At 60.4% G+C, this 16616-nt stretch carries 18 protein-coding genes, 1 tRNA gene and 1 pseudogene; 15 read left to right on the forward strand and 5 right to left on the reverse strand.

The features are described 5' to 3' along the window. Positions 1-17: 17 nt before the first annotated feature. Complete coding sequence (locus ACAM42_RS27300; RefSeq protein WP_369630024.1) at positions 18-1409, reverse strand: hypothetical protein; 1392 nt, start codon at positions 1407-1409, stop codon at positions 18-20. A 464-nt stretch (positions 1410-1873) separates the two neighbouring features. Between ACAM42_RS27300 and ACAM42_RS27305 the strand changes: the two genes are divergently transcribed. From ACAM42_RS27305 to ACAM42_RS27325, 5 genes are all read left to right on the forward strand, one after another. Continuing rightward, positions 1874-2728, forward strand: coding sequence for a ubiquinol-cytochrome C chaperone family protein (locus ACAM42_RS27305; protein ID WP_369630025.1), 855 nt, complete (start codon positions 1874-1876; stop codon positions 2726-2728). Positions 2729-2892: 164 nt separating this feature from the next. Beyond that, entirely contained in the window at positions 2893-3459 is a 567-nt protein-coding gene (locus tag ACAM42_RS27310) for a hypothetical protein (RefSeq protein WP_369630026.1), read from the forward strand. A 583-nt stretch (positions 3460-4042) separates the two neighbouring features. Further along, positions 4043-5104, forward strand: coding sequence for a hypothetical protein (locus ACAM42_RS27315; RefSeq protein WP_369630027.1), 1062 nt, complete (start codon positions 4043-4045; stop codon positions 5102-5104). Between the two features lie 136 nt (positions 5105-5240). Then, positions 5241-5621: a type I restriction endonuclease subunit M gene (locus tag ACAM42_RS27320; RefSeq protein ID WP_369630028.1), complete on the forward strand. Its 381-nt coding sequence runs from the start codon at positions 5241-5243 to the stop codon at positions 5619-5621. A 160-nt stretch (positions 5622-5781) separates the two neighbouring features. Then, the gene (locus ACAM42_RS27325; RefSeq protein WP_369630029.1) at positions 5782-6342 is read left to right on the forward strand and encodes a hypothetical protein; all 561 of its coding nucleotides are present in this window, start codon (positions 5782-5784) and stop codon (positions 6340-6342) included. 53 nt (positions 6343-6395) lie between these two features. On the opposite strand, the gene ACAM42_RS27330 is transcribed toward ACAM42_RS27325, so the two are convergent. After that, entirely contained in the window at positions 6396-6797 is a 402-nt protein-coding gene (locus ACAM42_RS27330) for a helix-turn-helix domain-containing protein (protein WP_369630030.1), read from the reverse strand. Between the two features lie 140 nt (positions 6798-6937). On the opposite strand from ACAM42_RS27330, the gene ACAM42_RS27335 reads away from it, so the two are divergent. The 7 genes from ACAM42_RS27335 (at position 6938) to ACAM42_RS27365 (ending at position 11875) form a co-directional block, all read left to right on the forward strand. Next, entirely contained in the window at positions 6938-7294 is a 357-nt protein-coding gene (locus ACAM42_RS27335; RefSeq protein ID WP_369630031.1) for a hypothetical protein, read from the forward strand. A 21-nt stretch (positions 7295-7315) separates the two neighbouring features. Next, entirely contained in the window at positions 7316-7732 is a 417-nt protein-coding gene (locus tag ACAM42_RS27340) for a hypothetical protein (protein ID WP_369630032.1), read from the forward strand. Positions 7733-7848: 116 nt separating this feature from the next. Next, positions 7849-8550 (forward strand): hypothetical protein, encoded by a 702-nt coding sequence (locus tag ACAM42_RS27345; RefSeq protein WP_369630033.1) that lies wholly within the window; start codon positions 7849-7851, stop codon positions 8548-8550. 147 nt (positions 8551-8697) lie between these two features. Next, positions 8698-9384 (forward strand): hypothetical protein, encoded by a 687-nt coding sequence (locus ACAM42_RS27350; protein WP_369630034.1) that lies wholly within the window; start codon positions 8698-8700, stop codon positions 9382-9384. A 24-nt stretch (positions 9385-9408) separates the two neighbouring features. Further along, positions 9409-9846: a helix-turn-helix domain-containing protein gene (locus ACAM42_RS27355; RefSeq protein WP_369630035.1), complete on the forward strand. Its 438-nt coding sequence runs from the start codon at positions 9409-9411 to the stop codon at positions 9844-9846. A gap of 109 nt (positions 9847-9955) precedes the next feature. Beyond that, entirely contained in the window at positions 9956-10699 is a 744-nt protein-coding gene (locus ACAM42_RS27360; protein ID WP_369630036.1) for a hypothetical protein, read from the forward strand. An 834-nt stretch (positions 10700-11533) separates the two neighbouring features. After that, positions 11534-11875: a hypothetical protein gene (locus tag ACAM42_RS27365; protein WP_369630037.1), complete on the forward strand. Its 342-nt coding sequence runs from the start codon at positions 11534-11536 to the stop codon at positions 11873-11875. A 130-nt stretch (positions 11876-12005) separates the two neighbouring features. Here ACAM42_RS27365 and ACAM42_RS27370 read toward each other — a convergent pair whose 3' ends face one another. Next, a complete protein-coding gene (locus ACAM42_RS27370) occupies positions 12006-12890 on the reverse strand; it encodes a cupin domain-containing protein (RefSeq protein ID WP_255221068.1) in 885 nt (294 codons plus the stop codon). 285 nt (positions 12891-13175) lie between these two features. Between ACAM42_RS27370 and ACAM42_RS27375 the strand changes: the two are divergent. Continuing rightward, positions 13176-13318 (forward strand): annotated as a pseudogene (locus tag ACAM42_RS27375) (IS701 family transposase); the annotation flags it as partial. Between the two features lie 673 nt (positions 13319-13991). Continuing rightward, positions 13992-14366 carry a hypothetical protein gene (locus ACAM42_RS27380; protein WP_369630038.1) on the forward strand — a complete coding sequence of 125 codons (375 nt, stop codon included), beginning with the start codon at positions 13992-13994 and terminating at the stop codon, positions 14364-14366. 193 nt (positions 14367-14559) lie between these two features. Here ACAM42_RS27380 and ACAM42_RS27385 read toward each other — a convergent pair. Then, positions 14560-14636: transfer RNA gene (locus tag ACAM42_RS27385), tRNA-Ile, on the reverse strand. 35 nt (positions 14637-14671) lie between these two features. Then, on the reverse strand, positions 14672-15679 hold the full coding sequence (gene hrcA, locus ACAM42_RS27390) for a heat-inducible transcriptional repressor HrcA (protein WP_062476292.1): 1008 nt from the start codon (positions 15677-15679) through the stop codon (positions 14672-14674). 31 nt (positions 15680-15710) lie between these two features. On the opposite strand from hrcA, the gene ACAM42_RS27395 reads away from it, so the two are divergent. Next, positions 15711-16616, forward strand: a complete 906-nt coding sequence (locus tag ACAM42_RS27395) for an NAD kinase (protein ID WP_369630039.1) — start codon at positions 15711-15713, stop codon at positions 16614-16616.

Below are 16616 nucleotides of genomic sequence, written 5' to 3' on the forward strand. Positions count from 1 at the left end.
TGGACTCCACAAGCGTTTCAGGCAGATTTGCGAAAAGGCATGCTGTCGTTTGATGCGGGATCGCCGCCATCGCGGTGATCAAGGTCCTTCGCATCAGGGACGACGATAGGTGCGCGAGCTGCGGTAAGGCCCAAAGCAGCAGACTCGAGCACCTGTGTGGCAAAGGTGTGCCGCTCATGGCTGGCGTACATGTCTCGAAGAGTCGGCGTCGGGAACAGCATGGGTAGTTGCTCGACGAGCGCGGCTTGCTCCAGCTCCGTCAGCAGATACGCATCACTGACCTCGGAGATGAGGGGCAGCACGATTTCCAGCATTTCGGCGGCATCGTCCTTCACAACATGTCCCATCGCCCATCGTGCGCCTGAGCCAAGCGCAGTGGAAAGACTCAGACTGCCGACGAGACCGCCGACCACGGCGCCGACGACATTCCCCGCACCAGGCAACACCGATCCGTAAGCCGCGCCCACCGCCGCACCGGTCACCCAGCCCACCGATCCGCCGGTGACCTGGGCGCCGTTGCACACCAGGCTCTTGCCCGCTTGGGCCCAGGAGCCGCGCTTGGTAAAGGCCGCCCGGTAGATGTCCGGCACGGTCGTCACGACAGTCGTGGCCATCGCTGCAGCTCCGGTGTGCGAGAGCACCTTTGTGCACTGAGTCACCGCGGCACCACCGAGCATGGGTGTTCGGGAGCTCGCGCGCGCGATTGCCTCAACCATCGTGCGGCCCTTTCCTGTTTTCGCCAAAGCCTTGACGCCGTGGCGAATGCCGATTCGGGCCTTACGCCAAAGGGTCGTTCGCACAAGCTGGGCGGCGACTACATAGGAGGCCATGGCGGCGGAGCCGCTGTCCATCGCCGTCCGGGTCATCGAGCGCAGCGCCTCCTTTTCCGACGCCCCGCTCCAGCGGACTTGGGCGTAGTCGATGCAAGCCGCAAAGCCTGCGACGCACAGGCACACGACCGCCCCCGAGGTGACGTCAAATCGAAGGGAGTCGATGGTGCCCGCCTTCGCGGTGTTCGCCACCTGTTCGTATGTGTACGAGCTACCGCGAATCATGTTCTCCGCTTCTTTTGGATCACTGACCCCAGGCACCTTTCCCGAGAGGATCTGCTTGCGCATGAGGTCACGCGCTTCGAGAACTTGGTCCCGAGGGACTTCCAGCTGCTGCGTGCCGTAGCGATAGGTGCCACGTTCGTCAAACGCCGACAGAACAGTTCGCCTCGCAGAGTCAAAGCACTTCGACTGGATGGCTATGCCGTCGACAACTCGGTCGGGGCCGTTGAGCTGGTTGGTATGACCCACTTGCTCAGCCGCGTGCCCTGCACGCCGGTCCTGCAGCGTATTGAGGTCTTCGAATGCAAAGCCGGTCCCTCCTTTTGTTCCGAACTTGTGCAATTGCGTCTGAGACATGGATAGCCCCATTGCGCTAGGTCCATTTGCCTTTGTGGCTGTAGTGCTCGCCTCTTCATTACGCATCTCATCTCCTTTGAGCCAATCAGGCCCTGTGAAAGTGAGCGAATTATGAAAAGAGGCTAGGCGCTCGCCAATAGCAATTGAATTTCAAGTCCATCGGATTGGACTTGCATTCAAATAATTCTCTCAGTCCATCTAAGTAGACTGCGCCATCTTCCGTTTCAATCCTCAATTTGGTAATTGATGTGGAGTGTCTTGGAAGCAGTTTTACTTGCGTAGTCCACCAAAATGGACTTCGATGCTATTGAAGGGGGCCTGAAGGGGGATAGACTCCATCCACGCTTGAAATCTTCTGCAACACAAAATGTGGGGACGACTCCTTCTAGACCGGAGGGACAAGCTCAAGTGCGGCGCAGGGCGTGCCGTTACAAAAACCGACGATTCACAAGGATGGAGAAGGTATGAACTTTAGCGAAGACCACGATCAGACTTGGGCACTGCTGCGCGACATCGCGGAGCCCGACGATTTGGCCGTGCTGGTGGACTACATCACAGACAAAGGCGAGGGTCGGGCTGCGCTTGACTCCGACGTCAAGACTATGCTCGTCACGGCGAAGAAGAACAGGTATTACGCCGAACACGTTCGTAGCAAGATTGACGACGAAATTCGCGAGTTCGGCGGCAATTCTCTCGCCAACGCTTTCCGTAGCCTGAAGGGAAATGGGCCCATTTCCTACAAGGAGGTTGCGACCGATGTTGCGAAGCGACTTAAGGCGCCGATCACTGAAAGTATGAGCGTCGTTGAGATCGAGACGGCAATCTTGCAGAAAATCTTGAGAGATTCCATTGACAAGATGACTGAGGAAGAGCGTAAAGCGTTGCTTGAAGCGCTGAACGTAACGGACTTCTCGCTTGCAGGCCCCGCTCTAACAGCGATGCTGTTGAAAGCTGGTCAACTGGGGGGCTTCAAGACGTTTCAGCTGGCCATGATTGTTGCCAACGCTGTGGCCAAGGCTGTGACAGGATCCGGTCTAAAGTTTGCCGCAGGGCCCGTGATCAACAAGACGCTATCCATCGCCATGGGGCCTATTGGCTGGGTGATCACAGGTCTTTGGACAGCTTTCGACCTTGCCAGTCCTGCACTTCGCGTCACTCTGCCTTGCGTGGTCCAAGTGGCTTACATCCGCCAGAAAGCGATTGCAGCGCTCATGGAGAACCGCTGTGCCAAATGTGATCAGGACAACGCACCTCAAGCTAAATTCTGTGGTGCGTGCGGCAGCGAGCTGAACGGACCGGCGCACGCAAGGGCGGCATGACGGACTTCAGCTCTCTTGCGCTCAGGCGTTGTGAGGCTTGACGCTTGACGATTGGAGCACTGCACTCAGCCTTTCGAAGCTCAACTCTTTGGGCGCGGTTGCCGAGTGAGCGCTGATGGCGGTTGCAACAAACTGGTCAACGGGCTTTGTGCCAGCTTTGTGCAATGAAACGACAACAGATCGAGGAGCGCATGACTCAAGCGGAAGAAGTGGGCGGTGTGATGCTCAAGGCCAGCGAAATCGAGCGCTTGCTCGAAAAAGCTGGCGCTAGCGGAAATGGCATTGCGCAGATGCTTGCATCGAGGGAAGGGAAATGGCCTGTGGCGGTGGAATCCAACATCGGCAAGGTCATGACCGTGAGAAACCGGGCTGCGCACAACCCTCAAAACCTCACAGATCGAGACATTCGCGAGTTCCATGCCACAGCGAATATCGTCGTGGGCGCACTGAAAGCCCCCCGCGCAGAGGCTGCACGGCCCCTCGAAGGATTGTTGGAGGAGTACGCGCGCACTCGCCCATCTGTGAGTGTGGCGGGAGCAGCCGCCGCACGGCCGCGAGCCAAATCTTGGGACGTTGAGGGCCAACACGTTCTTGTTCGAGGTGCAGTCAAGATCGTAGAGATGTGCGGCAGTGACAACAAGTTGGTCAAAACTGCGGGGTACGCCAGTGTTGTCGCCATAGCTGGCGTGGTTGTCGGCGCCGCCAAGCTCTGGTGGAACGACGAACTCTAGATCGTCTCCCCGGGCATTTCCCCCTTCTTGATACGTTTGGACGGTGGCAAACGCATGTCAGGCGACCAAGATGTTGGCGGCGCGTAGTCGTCATCTCGGTCTCGCTGGGGCCAGATGCCTCTCAGCTCCAGTTTTTTCCGGGCCAGCACTTGGCGCTGTCGAAAAATCGTTCTCGACGGCCTTTGACGTCTTAATCACCGACTTATGTGAAAAATTCCACTCTCCTCGCATCTTCAATTGATATTTCAAGAATTTATCGAATGCGAGTCTCAATCTGACGTTTTTTAAATTGATTTCATTTCAACGAAATTCATGATAAAATGAAGAAAATAGCCGGATTTTATCGAAATCCACTGTTTTCGGCTTGAAATAGCGTGATTTGAGCGGTTTTTTGATGGTTTTTGACCGGTTTTCGAGTCTGCGGTCAATTACGCCGGCTCGGAGCGACAGCCTGGTCGTCGGCGGCTTTCTACCGTCGCTTTTCACTTTCCCTGATCGTTTCTGACCGCTTCGTCGGCCGCCTTGTCGTGGCCGACGCCAGCGCGTCTGACGTCCCCGTTTCTCACTCATTCCCGGAGCTTTTATGACCGACACCTCGTCCGGTGGCGCAGCCGTGCCTGAAGCATTGGTTGCTGCGCCCCTTGTCCTGCCCTTTACCGTGCCTGAGCACCCCAGCAATGTGGCATTTCGCCAGGCCCAAGCAGCCCGAATGCTTCAGACCCTTGGCATGAATCTGCATCGCCTGGTCGATGGGGATGCTTTTCAGCGGGCGGCACGTCATGTCCAGAACTTCTTTGCCCCTGAGCTTGGCATCGCCAACGCCCGCACTTGCTCGTTCGATATCCCACACTTCTTGCTCGCTGCCGACCATCCTGCCGAGCCCTTGATTGACTCGGTGTCGTTCACCGCCGAGATCGCGGCCTTGACCGTGCCGGAGCCCGATGGTGAGTGCGCCGTGGCTCGCAATCTCGCCTGGCTGGCGGAACTGCTTCATCTGACCCCGGTCGAGCGCAAGCTCTTGCTTTGGGCGTACTGCGCCGAAACGCAGCACCCAGCCATGCTCAATCGGGTGCTCGGATACGTGCCGTGCGAGAACTGGGCCGATGTCATCGAAGCACTGTCGATCCTGCTGGAAGAGCCGGTCATCGCGGTCGCCGAATCTCTGGTCTTGCCGTGCCGGCTGCAGGCCATGCGCTTGATCCTGACCGAGACGCAGCGAGCGCCCTCAAGTTTGTGTCAGTGCCTGGAGCCCAGCGACACGTTGATCGAAGTGCTGGAGACGGTCCACCGATCGAAGAATGCATTGCTCTTCGACCTGCTGGAGCCGCGGTTGCCGCATTGGTCGTTACAGCCGCAGAACGATGTGCCGGATGCAGCGCTCCTCGAGTGGCACGAGCAGCCGGTGGCCGATGCGTTCATCGCCAGCTTGAGTGGGCGCCCACTAAGCGCAGCGAACCTCTCGGCAGCCTTCACCTGGCTCACCGGCTGGCAGGTGCCGGATGCGCAGTGCGAGCCGCTGGCTGGCCATCTGCCGTTCGACGCCATTGAGCGGACGGTCCAACGCTGCTTCGTCGAACACGGCCAACGCAATGAGCCGGTGACGGTGCTGGCATTGATGCAGGCGTTGTATGCCGCTGCCAGCTAGTGCGCCATCCGGCTTCCCGAACAAGCGGTCTTTCAGGCCGCTTTTTTTATGTCTCGACGTGTCCATACGGTCTGCAGATCGAAGGCCGGCATACGTCCATTCCGATTACTTCATCACCGCCATCGAAAGAAAAATCATGTGCAATCTCCTGGACCCCAACGTTCGCAAACACCGTTGCACGCCAGCGGCACCGCAGAACGTTCAACCGCTGTTCGCGCTCGGCCGAACACTGGCAACGCCAGGCGCTCTGGAACTGCTGGAAAAACATGCAATCGGCCCCGCATGCTTGCTGGTGCGACATCAGAGCGGCGATTGGGGTGACGTCTGCACGGACGATGCGGCGAGCAACGTGCTGGCACTGGCCGACGGTGGCCGCATCTTCTCCGTATACCGGCTGCTCGATGCCGCGACGCTGGAACGTATGACCGGGCAAGAACGGCGGCGCACGCCGACCGTGTGGTGCATCACCGAGGCCGACCGGTCCAGCACGACGCTGCTCTGCCCCGACGAGTACTGACGTGGCGCGTTCGACGAACAACGGATTTCGCGTTCAGCGGTACCACGCTGCGCTCACTGTCGGAAGCGTGCTGACGACCAGGAGCCGGCGTCTCGAACCGGTTTCGGTTCACATTCGTCAGAGTGAGATGGATAGTGCTTGTGCGTTGCATTGCCTCGCAATGGCGCTGGTGATCCTCGACGTGGCGAAGCGCAGTGCGCTGCTTTCCATGGCTCACCGGAAGTACGGCGTGGCGGCAGACCTCTATGCGGTGCTGGGCGATAGCTGGCTCGAAGGGGCGTACGCGCAAGACGTCGTGGACGCGCTTGAAGCGATGGAGTTGCCGCTCACTGTCCGGTCAGCGGACGGCTTCGACCGCGGCGTCGATCTGTTCGCCGTCGAGTCGCTCATGAAAGGACAACTGACGTTGCTGGCGTACGAGAGTTTCAAGGACGGCCGATACCGTCACTTTGTGCTGGGTGTTGGATGCGGCGGCCTGATGCTCGGCCAGAAATTCACGGTCGATTCGTTGCTGGTACTGGACCCCTCGGCCGATGCTCCGCCGTTTTCGTGCGGAAACGGGATGCTGAAGATCGACAGACCAATCGACTTTAAGCGCAGGCGCAAGTCGGTGGAGTGGCGTTACGAAAGTGCCGGTCACAGCGAGCCGGTGAGGCTGATGTCTGCCATCTCAGTGGTGAGCAACGGCGGAGTCTTCGGTGGCGAAAAGACTGCGAGCTGAGTGTGGCTGAAGTCGAAAAGCCGTCTCGACGGCTCCGATGAACGTGAAGCCTCTTACCGGAGGCGTCGTGTCGAAGACGTTCTTTTTTGTCCTGCGGCGCGACGGATCGGCGCAGCGGGGTCCGCCCAGTGCGGCTTCAGGTTCGTTCGAATTGGAGCAAGCAGCTCAGACAGAGTGATCTTGAGGACAAAGCAAATGATCGAAAGCGTCATCAGTGACGGATTCGCGACACCCCGCTCGATTCGGCTGATCAATGTCCGATCCACCTCTGATTTGTCCGCCAGCTCTTCTTGAGACAGCTGACGGTCAATTCGCAGAGTCTTGAGGTGCTTTCCCAGTTGCAGTGACACCGGATTGGTCTCGCGCTCAAGGCGTGCGGCGGCGGTGCTACGCGATTTTGAGCCGGATTGCGGTGGTGGAGCGGACGGCGTCGCCGAGCGGGAAGCGGTTGTCATCCGTGGCGAATCTGCCCGGACGTAGCACGAACAACCACGCAGTATGCGCGTCGATGCATATACTGCGCATGAATATGTAAATCAAAGCTACTCGCTCGCTGAGAGCGGGCGACTTGAAAGTCAACTGGAGGAGAACTCGAATGACCGCTCTCGTGCATTGCCGCGCGTGTGGCGAGCCGCTGCACGCCCTGGCCATGGCATGTCCCCGCTGCGGTGCTCCGCAGCCGAACGTCGCCGGCGGCGCTGCCTCGAAACCGGCCGGCAGCCCGGTTCTGGCCATCGTCTCGTGCGTGCTCGGCGTTCTGACGCTTTTGGGCCTCCTGAGTGACGGTAGTCCGGCCGATCGCGACGAGCTGCTCGGCGCCCTCGGTTTCTCACTCGGCGCCACCGTTTGTGGCGCTCTGAGCATCTATCACCAGAAACCCGGCCGCACCGCCGCCGTGGTTGGTCTCGTGACGGCAGGCATCAGTCTGCTGGTCTGTCTCGCCAATCTTTAACAACTGAAGAGGAGAACTTCGATGACTACGTTCGTGCATTGCCGCGGCTGCGGCGCACAGATTCATGAAACGGCGCCGACGTGCCCCAAATGTGGCGCACCGCAAGTCGTAGCTGCTGCGACCGGAGCGACCGTGGCTGCACCGTTGGCCGGTACGCCAGGCGCATATTCCCTGGTGCCGTGGTACCGCCGCCGTTGGTTCGTGATCACGTCATTTCTGACGATCCCTGCGGTCACCGGCTTGATCGCGCTGACCGGCTCGATGCACTACGACGCCAAGGGATCCGTGAAGACGTTCCCCAAGAATTTCAAGACCGGCATCATCATCACGTCGGTGTACTACCTGTACACGCTGACGACGCCGATCGGATCGACGCAGCAGATCCTGTGCTTCTTGATGACGCTGGTCATCTCGCTGGTCATGGGGTTCAAGCGATGAACACGCTCGAGAGCTGGAGGCGCTTCGTAGCGCCATTGGTACTGGCAGGTACAGCCATGCTCGTTGGCTGTACTGACGATTCTCTACCTACCTGCTCGGACCCAACAGCTCAGAATTTGCTCAAGAAGATTCTGGTCAATTCGGTCGCGAAAGGGTTGGACCTTTCTACGCGCGAGCCTGGTTGGTTGGAAAAGGTCGAGAGAGCAACGGAGGTCAAGTTGACGATGGTCCGGACGACCGGAACCGATGAGGAGTACCGCAAGCGCAGTTGCGCAGCTCAACTCCAGATGATTGTGCCGAGCGGCACCGAAGTCTCGTCAGTCGAGTACACGATTCAGCAAACCGACGACAGGAAGGACCTGCTAGTCGAGATGCGGGGGCATGACTACCTCGTGCTGTCTCTCGGAGTAATGACCGGTGATGCGGCGTTCAAGCGAGCGATCGCTAACATGCCCGTCCAGAAGCAGACGGCCACGACTGGCGCCGCGCCTCCTGCTCCGTCGACCCCATCGACGCCTGCTGCCGCTGCGCCATCGGCTCCCGCGCCAACAGCGACAGGGCCAACGAAGACGGTCGCGGATGCCACGCTGATCTGGCTCAACTGCGAGGACTTGTGTCATCTCCAGTACAAGACGGCGCAAGGCGAGTTGAAGTCGGCGCTCTGTACTGAAGCTCTGATTTGCCGCACGTGGGCGGAGAGTCCACCCGAGTTCAACAAGCGGATTGGATCGCGCGCGACATTGACGCTCGGCAGTCAGTTCGTGCCAGAAGGCGGTGTGACGCTAGACAGCCTGCACGGGATTGAGTGGAAATCGTGACCGCCGACGCGAGACGGCGTGGCGATGCGCGCTAGCAGAGGGGGCGTCAGCCGCATTGGACTCCGCGACGGCGTCTGAAGTCCGAGATGTTGCGAGAATACGTGCAGAAGCAATGCCAACGACACCGACCGCTTGAAGTCAGCACGTATGCCTGATGCCCTTGTCAAGACAGCCCACCGCTCGGCGATTCAGCTCGAAATTCTTGAGGTGCTTGAGCGCGCGGCACGCATGTACGCTGAACAGGGTGATCCGAACAGCGATCTTCGCGATGCACCGGAATACTTGATCAACGTCAATCTTGCGCAGGGCTTGGTCGCTGCGTTTCCGACGTTGAGATTCCGACTGGAACATCCGGCGGCCATGTATGAGAACTCGGCTCGGCAGACGGTGGATGCTCGGACTGCGATCGGCAAGGACACCGCTCGCTTCGACGTCGTGTTGCTGAACAAGCAGACGGGAATTCCGCGGTACATCATTGAGGTGAAGCGCGGCACCAAGATCATCGGTGACGCGCAGCGCATCATCTCGATGGCGGCTCTGAACTCTGGCCGTAAGCGCTGGCGTCACGGCTACTTGGTGACGATTCTTCGACGTTCGGAAACAGAGGTCGCGCGGATCGTCAAAGAGCTTGCCGAGGAGATTGAGGCAATCCGATCCACAAAGAGCGCAGAGCTGCCGGATCATCAGCAGGTCATTGTGAAGTGCATTCACAAACGGATCGGGGATTCGCGCCAAGAGCCCAAGACCAAGGCGATCTATGGCGTTGTGTTCCAGGTCTCGCTGGTTGATCGGACCGTCACAGAAGCTGCTGAGGAAGCAGAGTTCGACGCTTGAGATATTGGCCTGCACAATGCGGGCATGCCAAATATCGCATCCATCCTGAAAGCCGAAATCTCCCGCGTAGCTCGCAAGGAGGTTCGCACCGAGATTGAAACGCTCAAGAAGGCATCGGCACAGCACCGTAGCTCGATAGCCGCGCTGCGCCGTCAAATCGACAGCTTGGAGAAAGAGCTTCGGCGGGTCAGCAAGGGCTCGGCGCGAGTGCGGTCCACACCGGATACGACGGAGCCGGCCGAGCAGGGGACGGCACGCCGTTTCAGCGCCGGTCGGTTGGCCGCGCATCGCAGCAAGCTCGGACTGTCTGCTGCGGCCTACGGCAAGCTGGTGGGCGTCTCGGGTCAGACGATTTACCACTGGGAACAGGGCAAGGCTCGACCACGCGCTGCTCAGCTCGAATCTCTGGCTTCGGTTCGGAGCTTGGGCAAGCGGGACGTAGCGCAGCAGCTTCAGGAATAGAAGGCGCAGCCTTCCTTCAGGCGCATCGCAACTCCAATGCCCGGCGTCGACGCAGAGCTTCGATTTCTATGGTGATCCAAATGGCTTTCCATCGGGGACCGCTTCATTCATGACGCATCAGCGCATCGTCCTTTCATTGCTGAGCGTCGTCTTGTCCGCCCCGGCCACTTGTCTGGCTCAACTGAAGCTCGTGCGACCCGTCGATAGCACGCCACCGCTTGCCACGACGCTGGATTCGTCTGCGCCCCTGGGCTCTAGAGCGAATCCCGTGCGGTCGGCCGGACCGATAGGTGAGCGTGACTACCTGCTGCGACTGCGTTGCCCAGAAGGCGATGCGCCGACTTTCGAGCGCCGGAGCAGCCTCGGGCCCGGGCCGTACGGCAACACTCTGGACGACTACACCGTCTCATGCGCGTCAGGGCGCAGGACCAGCGTGATCATGGACATGTACCACCGACACCGCGAGCTAAGTGCCGCGTCGGGTTTCACCGTGCTGCCTGAGCATCCGGCTCGCCTGGCTAAGGGCTGTCCCCCGGAAGTACCGGGAGTTGCACCCGGCCAGTACGTCTTCAACACACTCGAGGTCGAACGCACGGCCCGTGCCATCAGCTTGAGCACGAATCTGAACGGCATCGGTGTCCGAGACAGTGCCTTAACCCGATTCGTTGTCGGTGCCGATGGGCAGGTTGATCCGGGCACGGTCCAGTTTCCCTATCCACCGGTCGCCCCCGCGCTGGACACAGCCATCAGAGATCAGTTGGCGATCGCACGCTTTGAGCCGGCGGTGCATTCGGGCGACTGCGCCGTCCCGCAGAGGGTTGAGTTGCGGTTCACGTCCTCCGCGTCCAAGTAAGTCCTAGGGACGCGGTGTTGGACTCAGAGCGGCATGGGCTTCATTGCGCAACAGCCGGTGCGGTGAGCCGTGCTGCTCCCGGTCGGCGACAAGGGTCGCCGAATTCCATCACTCCGGGGTCGCAGCAATGAGGGCATTCGCTACCGCCAGGTCCAGCGGAGCTTGTCTTTCGAGCCAATCATCCATCTATGATTCCAACGAGCCGTGTCGGTCCGGAAAGTAGCATGCCGTCGGCGGCACTCGGCCACAACCTGCCGTTCACGTGAAGGTTGATTTCCTTCTCTCCCCCGGCTGTGACCAATGCCAACACCAGCGCTCTACTCAAAATACGCAACCAGTTCCGCCTCCTTCTGGAGGCAGCATCGGTGGCCGCTTGTCTTCGTGCTCGTGGTTCTATCGTTCACTCCTGCCGTATTGGAGCGCCTGGCCCCGTCTGTTGGTTCTGCGCCGGGTAGGGTGCTTTTCGTTTTCATGTTGGCGTACTTCGCCGCCGTCATGCCACTCCTAGTGTTTCGTCGCCCTCTGCCAGTCAAACCCTGGCCCAACGGCGTGGCACTTTGGGCTTGGGCCCGCTCGACAATTTGCACCGCGTGGATTGCGCTCTGCATTTGGTTCATTTGGTCCGCATTCGACCGCTAAGCAAGACATTCGCGTTCTGAAGGGCGGCTTTCGGGAAGGCCCAACGTCCGGAATGGGCCCCTTCGCGAAGGCAGAGTCACCGGCTACAGTCGGCCAAGACCGGACCTTCGTCATGGCCGTCTACTCTCTCGTCATAAGCATCATTTACCTATGAAGCCGTACGCAGAAAATCGAGGACGCAGACCGGATTTCTTCGTGAAGTACCGCCTTTATCCGGCATCCGAAGGTGGGCGGAAAGTCACGTTTCAACATCTTCGCTGCGATTTCATGTACGCAGGCGACGATCCACAGAAGGATGGAATTTTCATGATCCATCCGGAGTTCCTTGATGAACACAACGTACCAATTGGAGAGGATGTGATCGTCCCCCTGACAGGTAGGGCATCAATGTGGATCTTGAGCCCCGAGATGCGCTCTGAGGTCCACAGAGCCCGAGCCGCCGTGGGGGTGCGCGGCCACTTCATGGAGGGCGCGAGAAAAGTCGCGGACGTGGAGATCGACGCCATCGCAGCCCTCCATGAAGACCCTTCCACATAAACTTGGCGAAGGCTTCAGTCGGCCAGAACCAGTCCTTCGTCACCGAGCTCTGATTCACCGCACAGCGGACGTTCGCAGCGCCGTCGCAAGACGCTGGATGGTATTTGGCCCGCTCCTGCAGGCGCGTTCTTCAGTAGGAGCCCGGAGGCGGAATGTGCTTCAAGCGTCGGGTCGTGGTCAGGCTGATGAATCGGGCGCGCGCGACACCGAGCCGCGCGCGCCCGGCGCCGACCACGCCGCCAACGGTCGATTTGACTGCGTCCGCGGTCGGCGACTCTCCCGGGTACGAGGGTGACAGGCCGCACTTTCGCATCAGCCGGTTCACCTGATGAATGCGGGCCACCTCGCGCGTGACTGCGGTGTAGAAGGTCACCCCGATCGAGATCGACAGGCGATTGCCAGCGGTGGTTCGGTCAACCAAGGATCTCGTCATGTGGGGCGAGGTGCTCGGGAAGTACACGGCATCCCCCGGGTGTGCATCGAACTCCTGTCCGCGCGGCAGGAAGGATTCATCGAAGCGCACTTTCTTGAGCGACTGCGTGACGATGAAGTCCTCCACGGCATCGGCCGGCACGATGCTGCGATCACGGTGATCCCATACGTTGAGGAGCTTGTGCCCATGCAACTGCAGCCAGAAGTTGTTCTCGCGATCGATGTGAAAGGGCGTGACGGAAGGCGGGGCAGAGAAGAAGACGAATCCATTCACCCTGAAGATGTTCGGTTGCTCGCGCTCCACGAGGGAGCGCATGGAGTTCACCACCAGCATCAGGAGCGCTTGATAGCGGGGGATGACCTCGATGTTGTAGAAGGCAACCGACGAACCCGGCTCTTCCATGCGTTGGAAGAATTCCTCGATGCTGCGCCCGTCGGGATGCCGGTTGTCGTGCGCGAGCGAGGACGAGACCGTTCTGTCCGGACTCATGAACCTGCATTGGTCCGTCTTCGAGAGTTCAATCCCGAGCTTCACAAGTTCGGGCACTTGAAACAACGGGTGCTCGTGAAAGTTGTGGTGCATCGGCGTGATCCTCTGGGTAGAGAAGTTCCCGGGATCGTCCATCCACACACGGTATGTCGTTTCCGAGGTCCCGACAGAACTCATGCTGGTTGCGTGCATCGCACCCTCCAGATCGCTTTCGGACTCCCGCCCCCTTGAATGGGGTCGGGGTGAAGTCCGGGGGCAAAAGCAGTACTTTCAGGATCGATATTGGGGTGAAATTCTGAATACTTCCTGACTACAGGGCGACGTCTCCTTGAGACCAGCCTCAACGAAGGACGTTGGGGTCTTTGTGCTGGAGGATCAGTGAGTGCAGTCGAGCGGCTCGATCTCCATCTTGGGCACCTGAGCGAAGGTCTTGGGGGCGCACGGACCGGTGCGCGGGCCTTCGTGGTTACTGCACGGGTCTGATGCTCCCCCTGTCGAGCAGGACCGTGGCGCCCATGTCCTGCGAGTGCCGCACACCTGACCGCGGACGTTGCGCCTACTGCATTTCGCCGTCTGAACGACCTGGCTCAGAACCTTCTCCAAAACAGCGAGCGTGATGCAGCCGTGGAGGTGAGACCATCTTCGTATTGACTGCCCAGGGGAGGGTAAGGCAAGCTCAACCGAGGGGGCGTTCGCGGAGAAGATGAAGGGGAAAAATGTTGTCTGCTATTCGCTCATTGGGTGTGCGCGTCTCTTTGTGGTCGCGCGAGACTTTCGACATGCTGGTGGCACTCGCCTTTGTCGGCGCGTGGCTCGTGCTCTGGTTCGGCGAGTAGGCGAGGCGTCCTGTGACATGCCAACGTCACAGCCCCTTGACCGATGGTTCCACGATCAGCCCCGAATCTCTGCCTAGTAATCGCACCCCGGCTGGATCGCCAGGGCTGGTGTTGCCGTCAAACCGCTTTGGGGCCCATTTCGGCCGCTCCGTTTAAGTGACCGCTTTTGGGAAGGCTTGGTGTCTGCCATGGGCCCCTTTGCGACATTCGCATCGCTCCAGAGCGGTCATCTGAGTGCTTGCTCACCACCACACAGCTTCGTCGTCGTTCCCCACAGTAAGCTCCACTCGTTGAACACAATCTTTTGGGGGGAACACAGAAAGTGCGAAAGGGAACTCGTCGCAAACCAGTAACGGGATTGAACCTGTTCCAAAAGGCCGAAATCCGTCGAGCCTGGCAGGCCGATCATGTCAAGGCCAGCATTCATGCGCTGATCGGCGACGATGTTCAGGCTCTCGTGCAACAAGCCGGGGCAATCATCTACGGGGTGGTCTCCGCATGCGAGGACGCTGGGATTGATGGGGATGACGCCGATTTGTGTGCCGTGCACGACGCTGCGAAAACGCTAGTGGGGCTGTCGGCTGAGAACGAAATCCAGGGGGCGGCAAGGGTGCTGATCGTCGACGGCTTGGCGGCATGCGAACGGCTGCAACCGAGGCTGAGCCCCGCGTCTATTCAGCGCGCTGCCGGGGAAGTCCTGAAGGTCAACGAAGAACAGGAAGACTGCGCATAGCCAGAACCATCCCCACAAGTGCCAACGCGAGCAAGTTGCCGACGGTCCGGACTGGCGACGAAACGTGCGGCACAGTGCGGTTGAATGCAGCAGCATCCGGATCAAATCTGGCAACAATCTGGCAACGGATCGGCCATGAAAAAAGTCCGCTATCTTTTGAATAGCGGACTTCTCAGCATTAATGCGGCTTCGGTGGTAGGCCGTGATGGGCTTGAACCATCGACCAACGGATTATGAGTCCGCTGCTCTAACCAACTGAGCTAACGGCCCACGCGGGCCCGATTCTATGCGCCGCGCGCGGCCGCTTACTTGCGGTGGCTCAGCGCGTTGCTCACCAGCCGCGACGTGATGTCGACGATCTGGATCATGCGGTCGTACGGCATGCGGGTCGGGCCGATCACGCCCAGCGTGCCGACCACCTGGCCGTCCACCTCGTAATTGGCGCTGACGATCGACAGCTCCTCGAAGGGCACGACCTGGCTTTCGCCACCGATGAAGATGCGCACGCCCTCGGCCTTGCTCGACACGTCGAGCAGCCGCATCAGCTGCGCCTTCTCCTCGAAGAGATCGAAGGCGCGCCGCAGCTGCCCCATGTCACTGGAGAAATCGGTCACCGACAACAGGTTGCGCTCGCCGGAAATCACGACGTCGTCGGCCTGGGCATCGGTGAGCACTTCGGAACTGACCTGCACCGCGGCCTGCATCAGCGCGGCGATTTCACCGCGCAGCTTCTCGACCTCGGACTGCAGGCGGTCGCGCACCTGCTCGATCGTCAGGCCCGCGAAGTGCGCGTTGATGTAGTTCGAGGCCTCGACCAGCTGCGACTGCGAGTAGTCGGATTCCGGGAAGATCACGCGGTTCTGCACGTCGCCGTCGGGCGACACGATGATCACCAGCAGCCGCCGCTCCGACAGACGCAAAAATTCGATCTGCTTGAACACCGAGACGCGCCGGGGCGCCATCACGACGCCCACGAACTGCGACAGGTTCGACAACAGGTGCGCGGCATTGGCGATCACCTTCTGCGGCTGGTCGGCCGCCAGGCTTGGCGTGCTCATCTGCTCGCGCTGCGCGGTCAGCATGGTGTCGACGAAGAGCCGGTAGCCGCGCGTGGTCGGCACGCGCCCGGCTGAGGTGTGGGGGCTGGCAATGAGCCCCAGCGCCTCGAGGTCGGACATGACGTTGCGGATGGTCGCGGGAGACAGGTCCAGCCCCGCCGAACGCGAGAGCGTGCGTGATCCGACGGGTTGCCCATCGGCGATGTAACGCTCGACCAGCGTCTTCAACAGCAACTTGGCACGGTCGTCCAGCATTGCAAGATTTTAGTGTTGTAATTTGTGAGCTATGACCTCACGCTTTCGTCACGTCGCCCTGATCGGCAAATACCAGGCTTCCGGCGCCCGGGCGCAAGCCGATGCGCGCGACGGCGTGATGGAGGGCATCGGCGCCTTCCTCGAATCGCAGGGTTGCACGGTGTTCGTGGAGCGTTCGTCCTGCGAGGACACCGACGCCCCGCCGCACCCGCGCTACCAGGCGCTGTCGGTCGAGGAAATCGGCCAACGCTGCGACCTCGGCCTCGTGGTCGGCGGTGACGGCACCATGCTCGGCATCGGCCGGCAGCTCGCGTGCTACGGCATCCCGCTCATCGGCATCAACCGCGGCCGGCTGGGCTTCATCACCGACATCCCGCTGGACAACTACCAGGCCACGCTGATCCCGATGCTGGCCGGCGAATACGAAGAAGACCACCGCAGCCTGATGCACGCGCAGGTGCTCCGCGACGAGGCCGTGGTGTTCGACGCGCTCGCGATGAACGACGTGGTGGTCAACCGCGGCGCCACCTCGGGCATGGTCGAGATGCGCGTGTCGGTGGGCCGCCATTTCGTGGCCAACCAGCGCGCCGACGGGCTGATCATCGCGTCGCCCACGGGCTCGACGGCCTACGCGCTGTCGGCCGGCGGGCCGCTGCTGCATCCGGCGGTGCCGGGCTGGGTGATGGTGCCGATCGCGCCGCACACGCTGTCCAACCGCCCCGTGCTGCTGCCCGACGCCGACGAGATCGTGATCGAGCTGGTGAGCGGTCGCGACGCCAGCGCCAACTTCGACATGCAGTCGCTCGCCTCGCTCGCCATCGACGACCGCGTGGTGGTGCGCCGCTCCGACTTCCGGGTGCGCTTCCTGCACCCGCGCGGCTGGAGCTACTTCGACACGCTGCGGAAAAAACTCCATTGGAACGAAGGGGGCTCCTGA

The sequence above is a fragment of the Variovorax sp. V35 genome (assembly GCF_041154465.1).
In the GTDB taxonomy this organism is placed as follows: Bacteria; Pseudomonadota; Gammaproteobacteria; order Burkholderiales; family Burkholderiaceae_C; genus Variovorax; species Variovorax boronicumulans.

Excerpts from the sequence above, each read along its gene's own strand:
- ACAM42_RS27300 (WP_369630024.1), bottom strand. The coding sequence starts at position 1,409 with ATGTCTCAGACGCAATTGCACAAGTTCGGAACAAAAGGAGGGACCGGC.
- ACAM42_RS27305 (WP_369630025.1), top strand. The coding sequence starts at position 1,874 with ATGAACTTTAGCGAAGACCACGATCAGACTTGGGCACTGCTGCGCGAC.
- ACAM42_RS27310 (WP_369630026.1), top strand. The coding sequence starts at position 2,893 with ATGAAACGACAACAGATCGAGGAGCGCATGACTCAAGCGGAAGAAGTG.
- ACAM42_RS27315 (WP_369630027.1), top strand. The coding sequence starts at position 4,043 with ATGACCGACACCTCGTCCGGTGGCGCAGCCGTGCCTGAAGCATTGGTT.
- ACAM42_RS27320 (WP_369630028.1), top strand. The coding sequence starts at position 5,241 with ATGTGCAATCTCCTGGACCCCAACGTTCGCAAACACCGTTGCACGCCA.
- ACAM42_RS27325 (WP_369630029.1), top strand. The coding sequence starts at position 5,782 with ATGGCGCTGGTGATCCTCGACGTGGCGAAGCGCAGTGCGCTGCTTTCC.
- ACAM42_RS27330 (WP_369630030.1), bottom strand. The coding sequence starts at position 6,797 with ATGACAACCGCTTCCCGCTCGGCGACGCCGTCCGCTCCACCACCGCAA.
- ACAM42_RS27335 (WP_369630031.1), top strand. The coding sequence starts at position 6,938 with ATGACCGCTCTCGTGCATTGCCGCGCGTGTGGCGAGCCGCTGCACGCC.
- ACAM42_RS27340 (WP_369630032.1), top strand. The coding sequence starts at position 7,316 with ATGACTACGTTCGTGCATTGCCGCGGCTGCGGCGCACAGATTCATGAA.
- ACAM42_RS27350 (WP_369630034.1), top strand. The coding sequence starts at position 8,698 with ATGCCTGATGCCCTTGTCAAGACAGCCCACCGCTCGGCGATTCAGCTC.
- ACAM42_RS27355 (WP_369630035.1), top strand. The coding sequence starts at position 9,409 with ATGCCAAATATCGCATCCATCCTGAAAGCCGAAATCTCCCGCGTAGCT.
- ACAM42_RS27360 (WP_369630036.1), top strand. The coding sequence starts at position 9,956 with ATGACGCATCAGCGCATCGTCCTTTCATTGCTGAGCGTCGTCTTGTCC.
- ACAM42_RS27370 (WP_255221068.1), bottom strand. The coding sequence starts at position 12,890 with ATGCACCACAACTTTCACGAGCACCCGTTGTTTCAAGTGCCCGAACTT.
- hrcA (WP_062476292.1), bottom strand. The coding sequence starts at position 15,679 with ATGCTGGACGACCGTGCCAAGTTGCTGTTGAAGACGCTGGTCGAGCGT.
- ACAM42_RS27395 (WP_369630039.1), top strand. The coding sequence starts at position 15,711 with ATGACCTCACGCTTTCGTCACGTCGCCCTGATCGGCAAATACCAGGCT.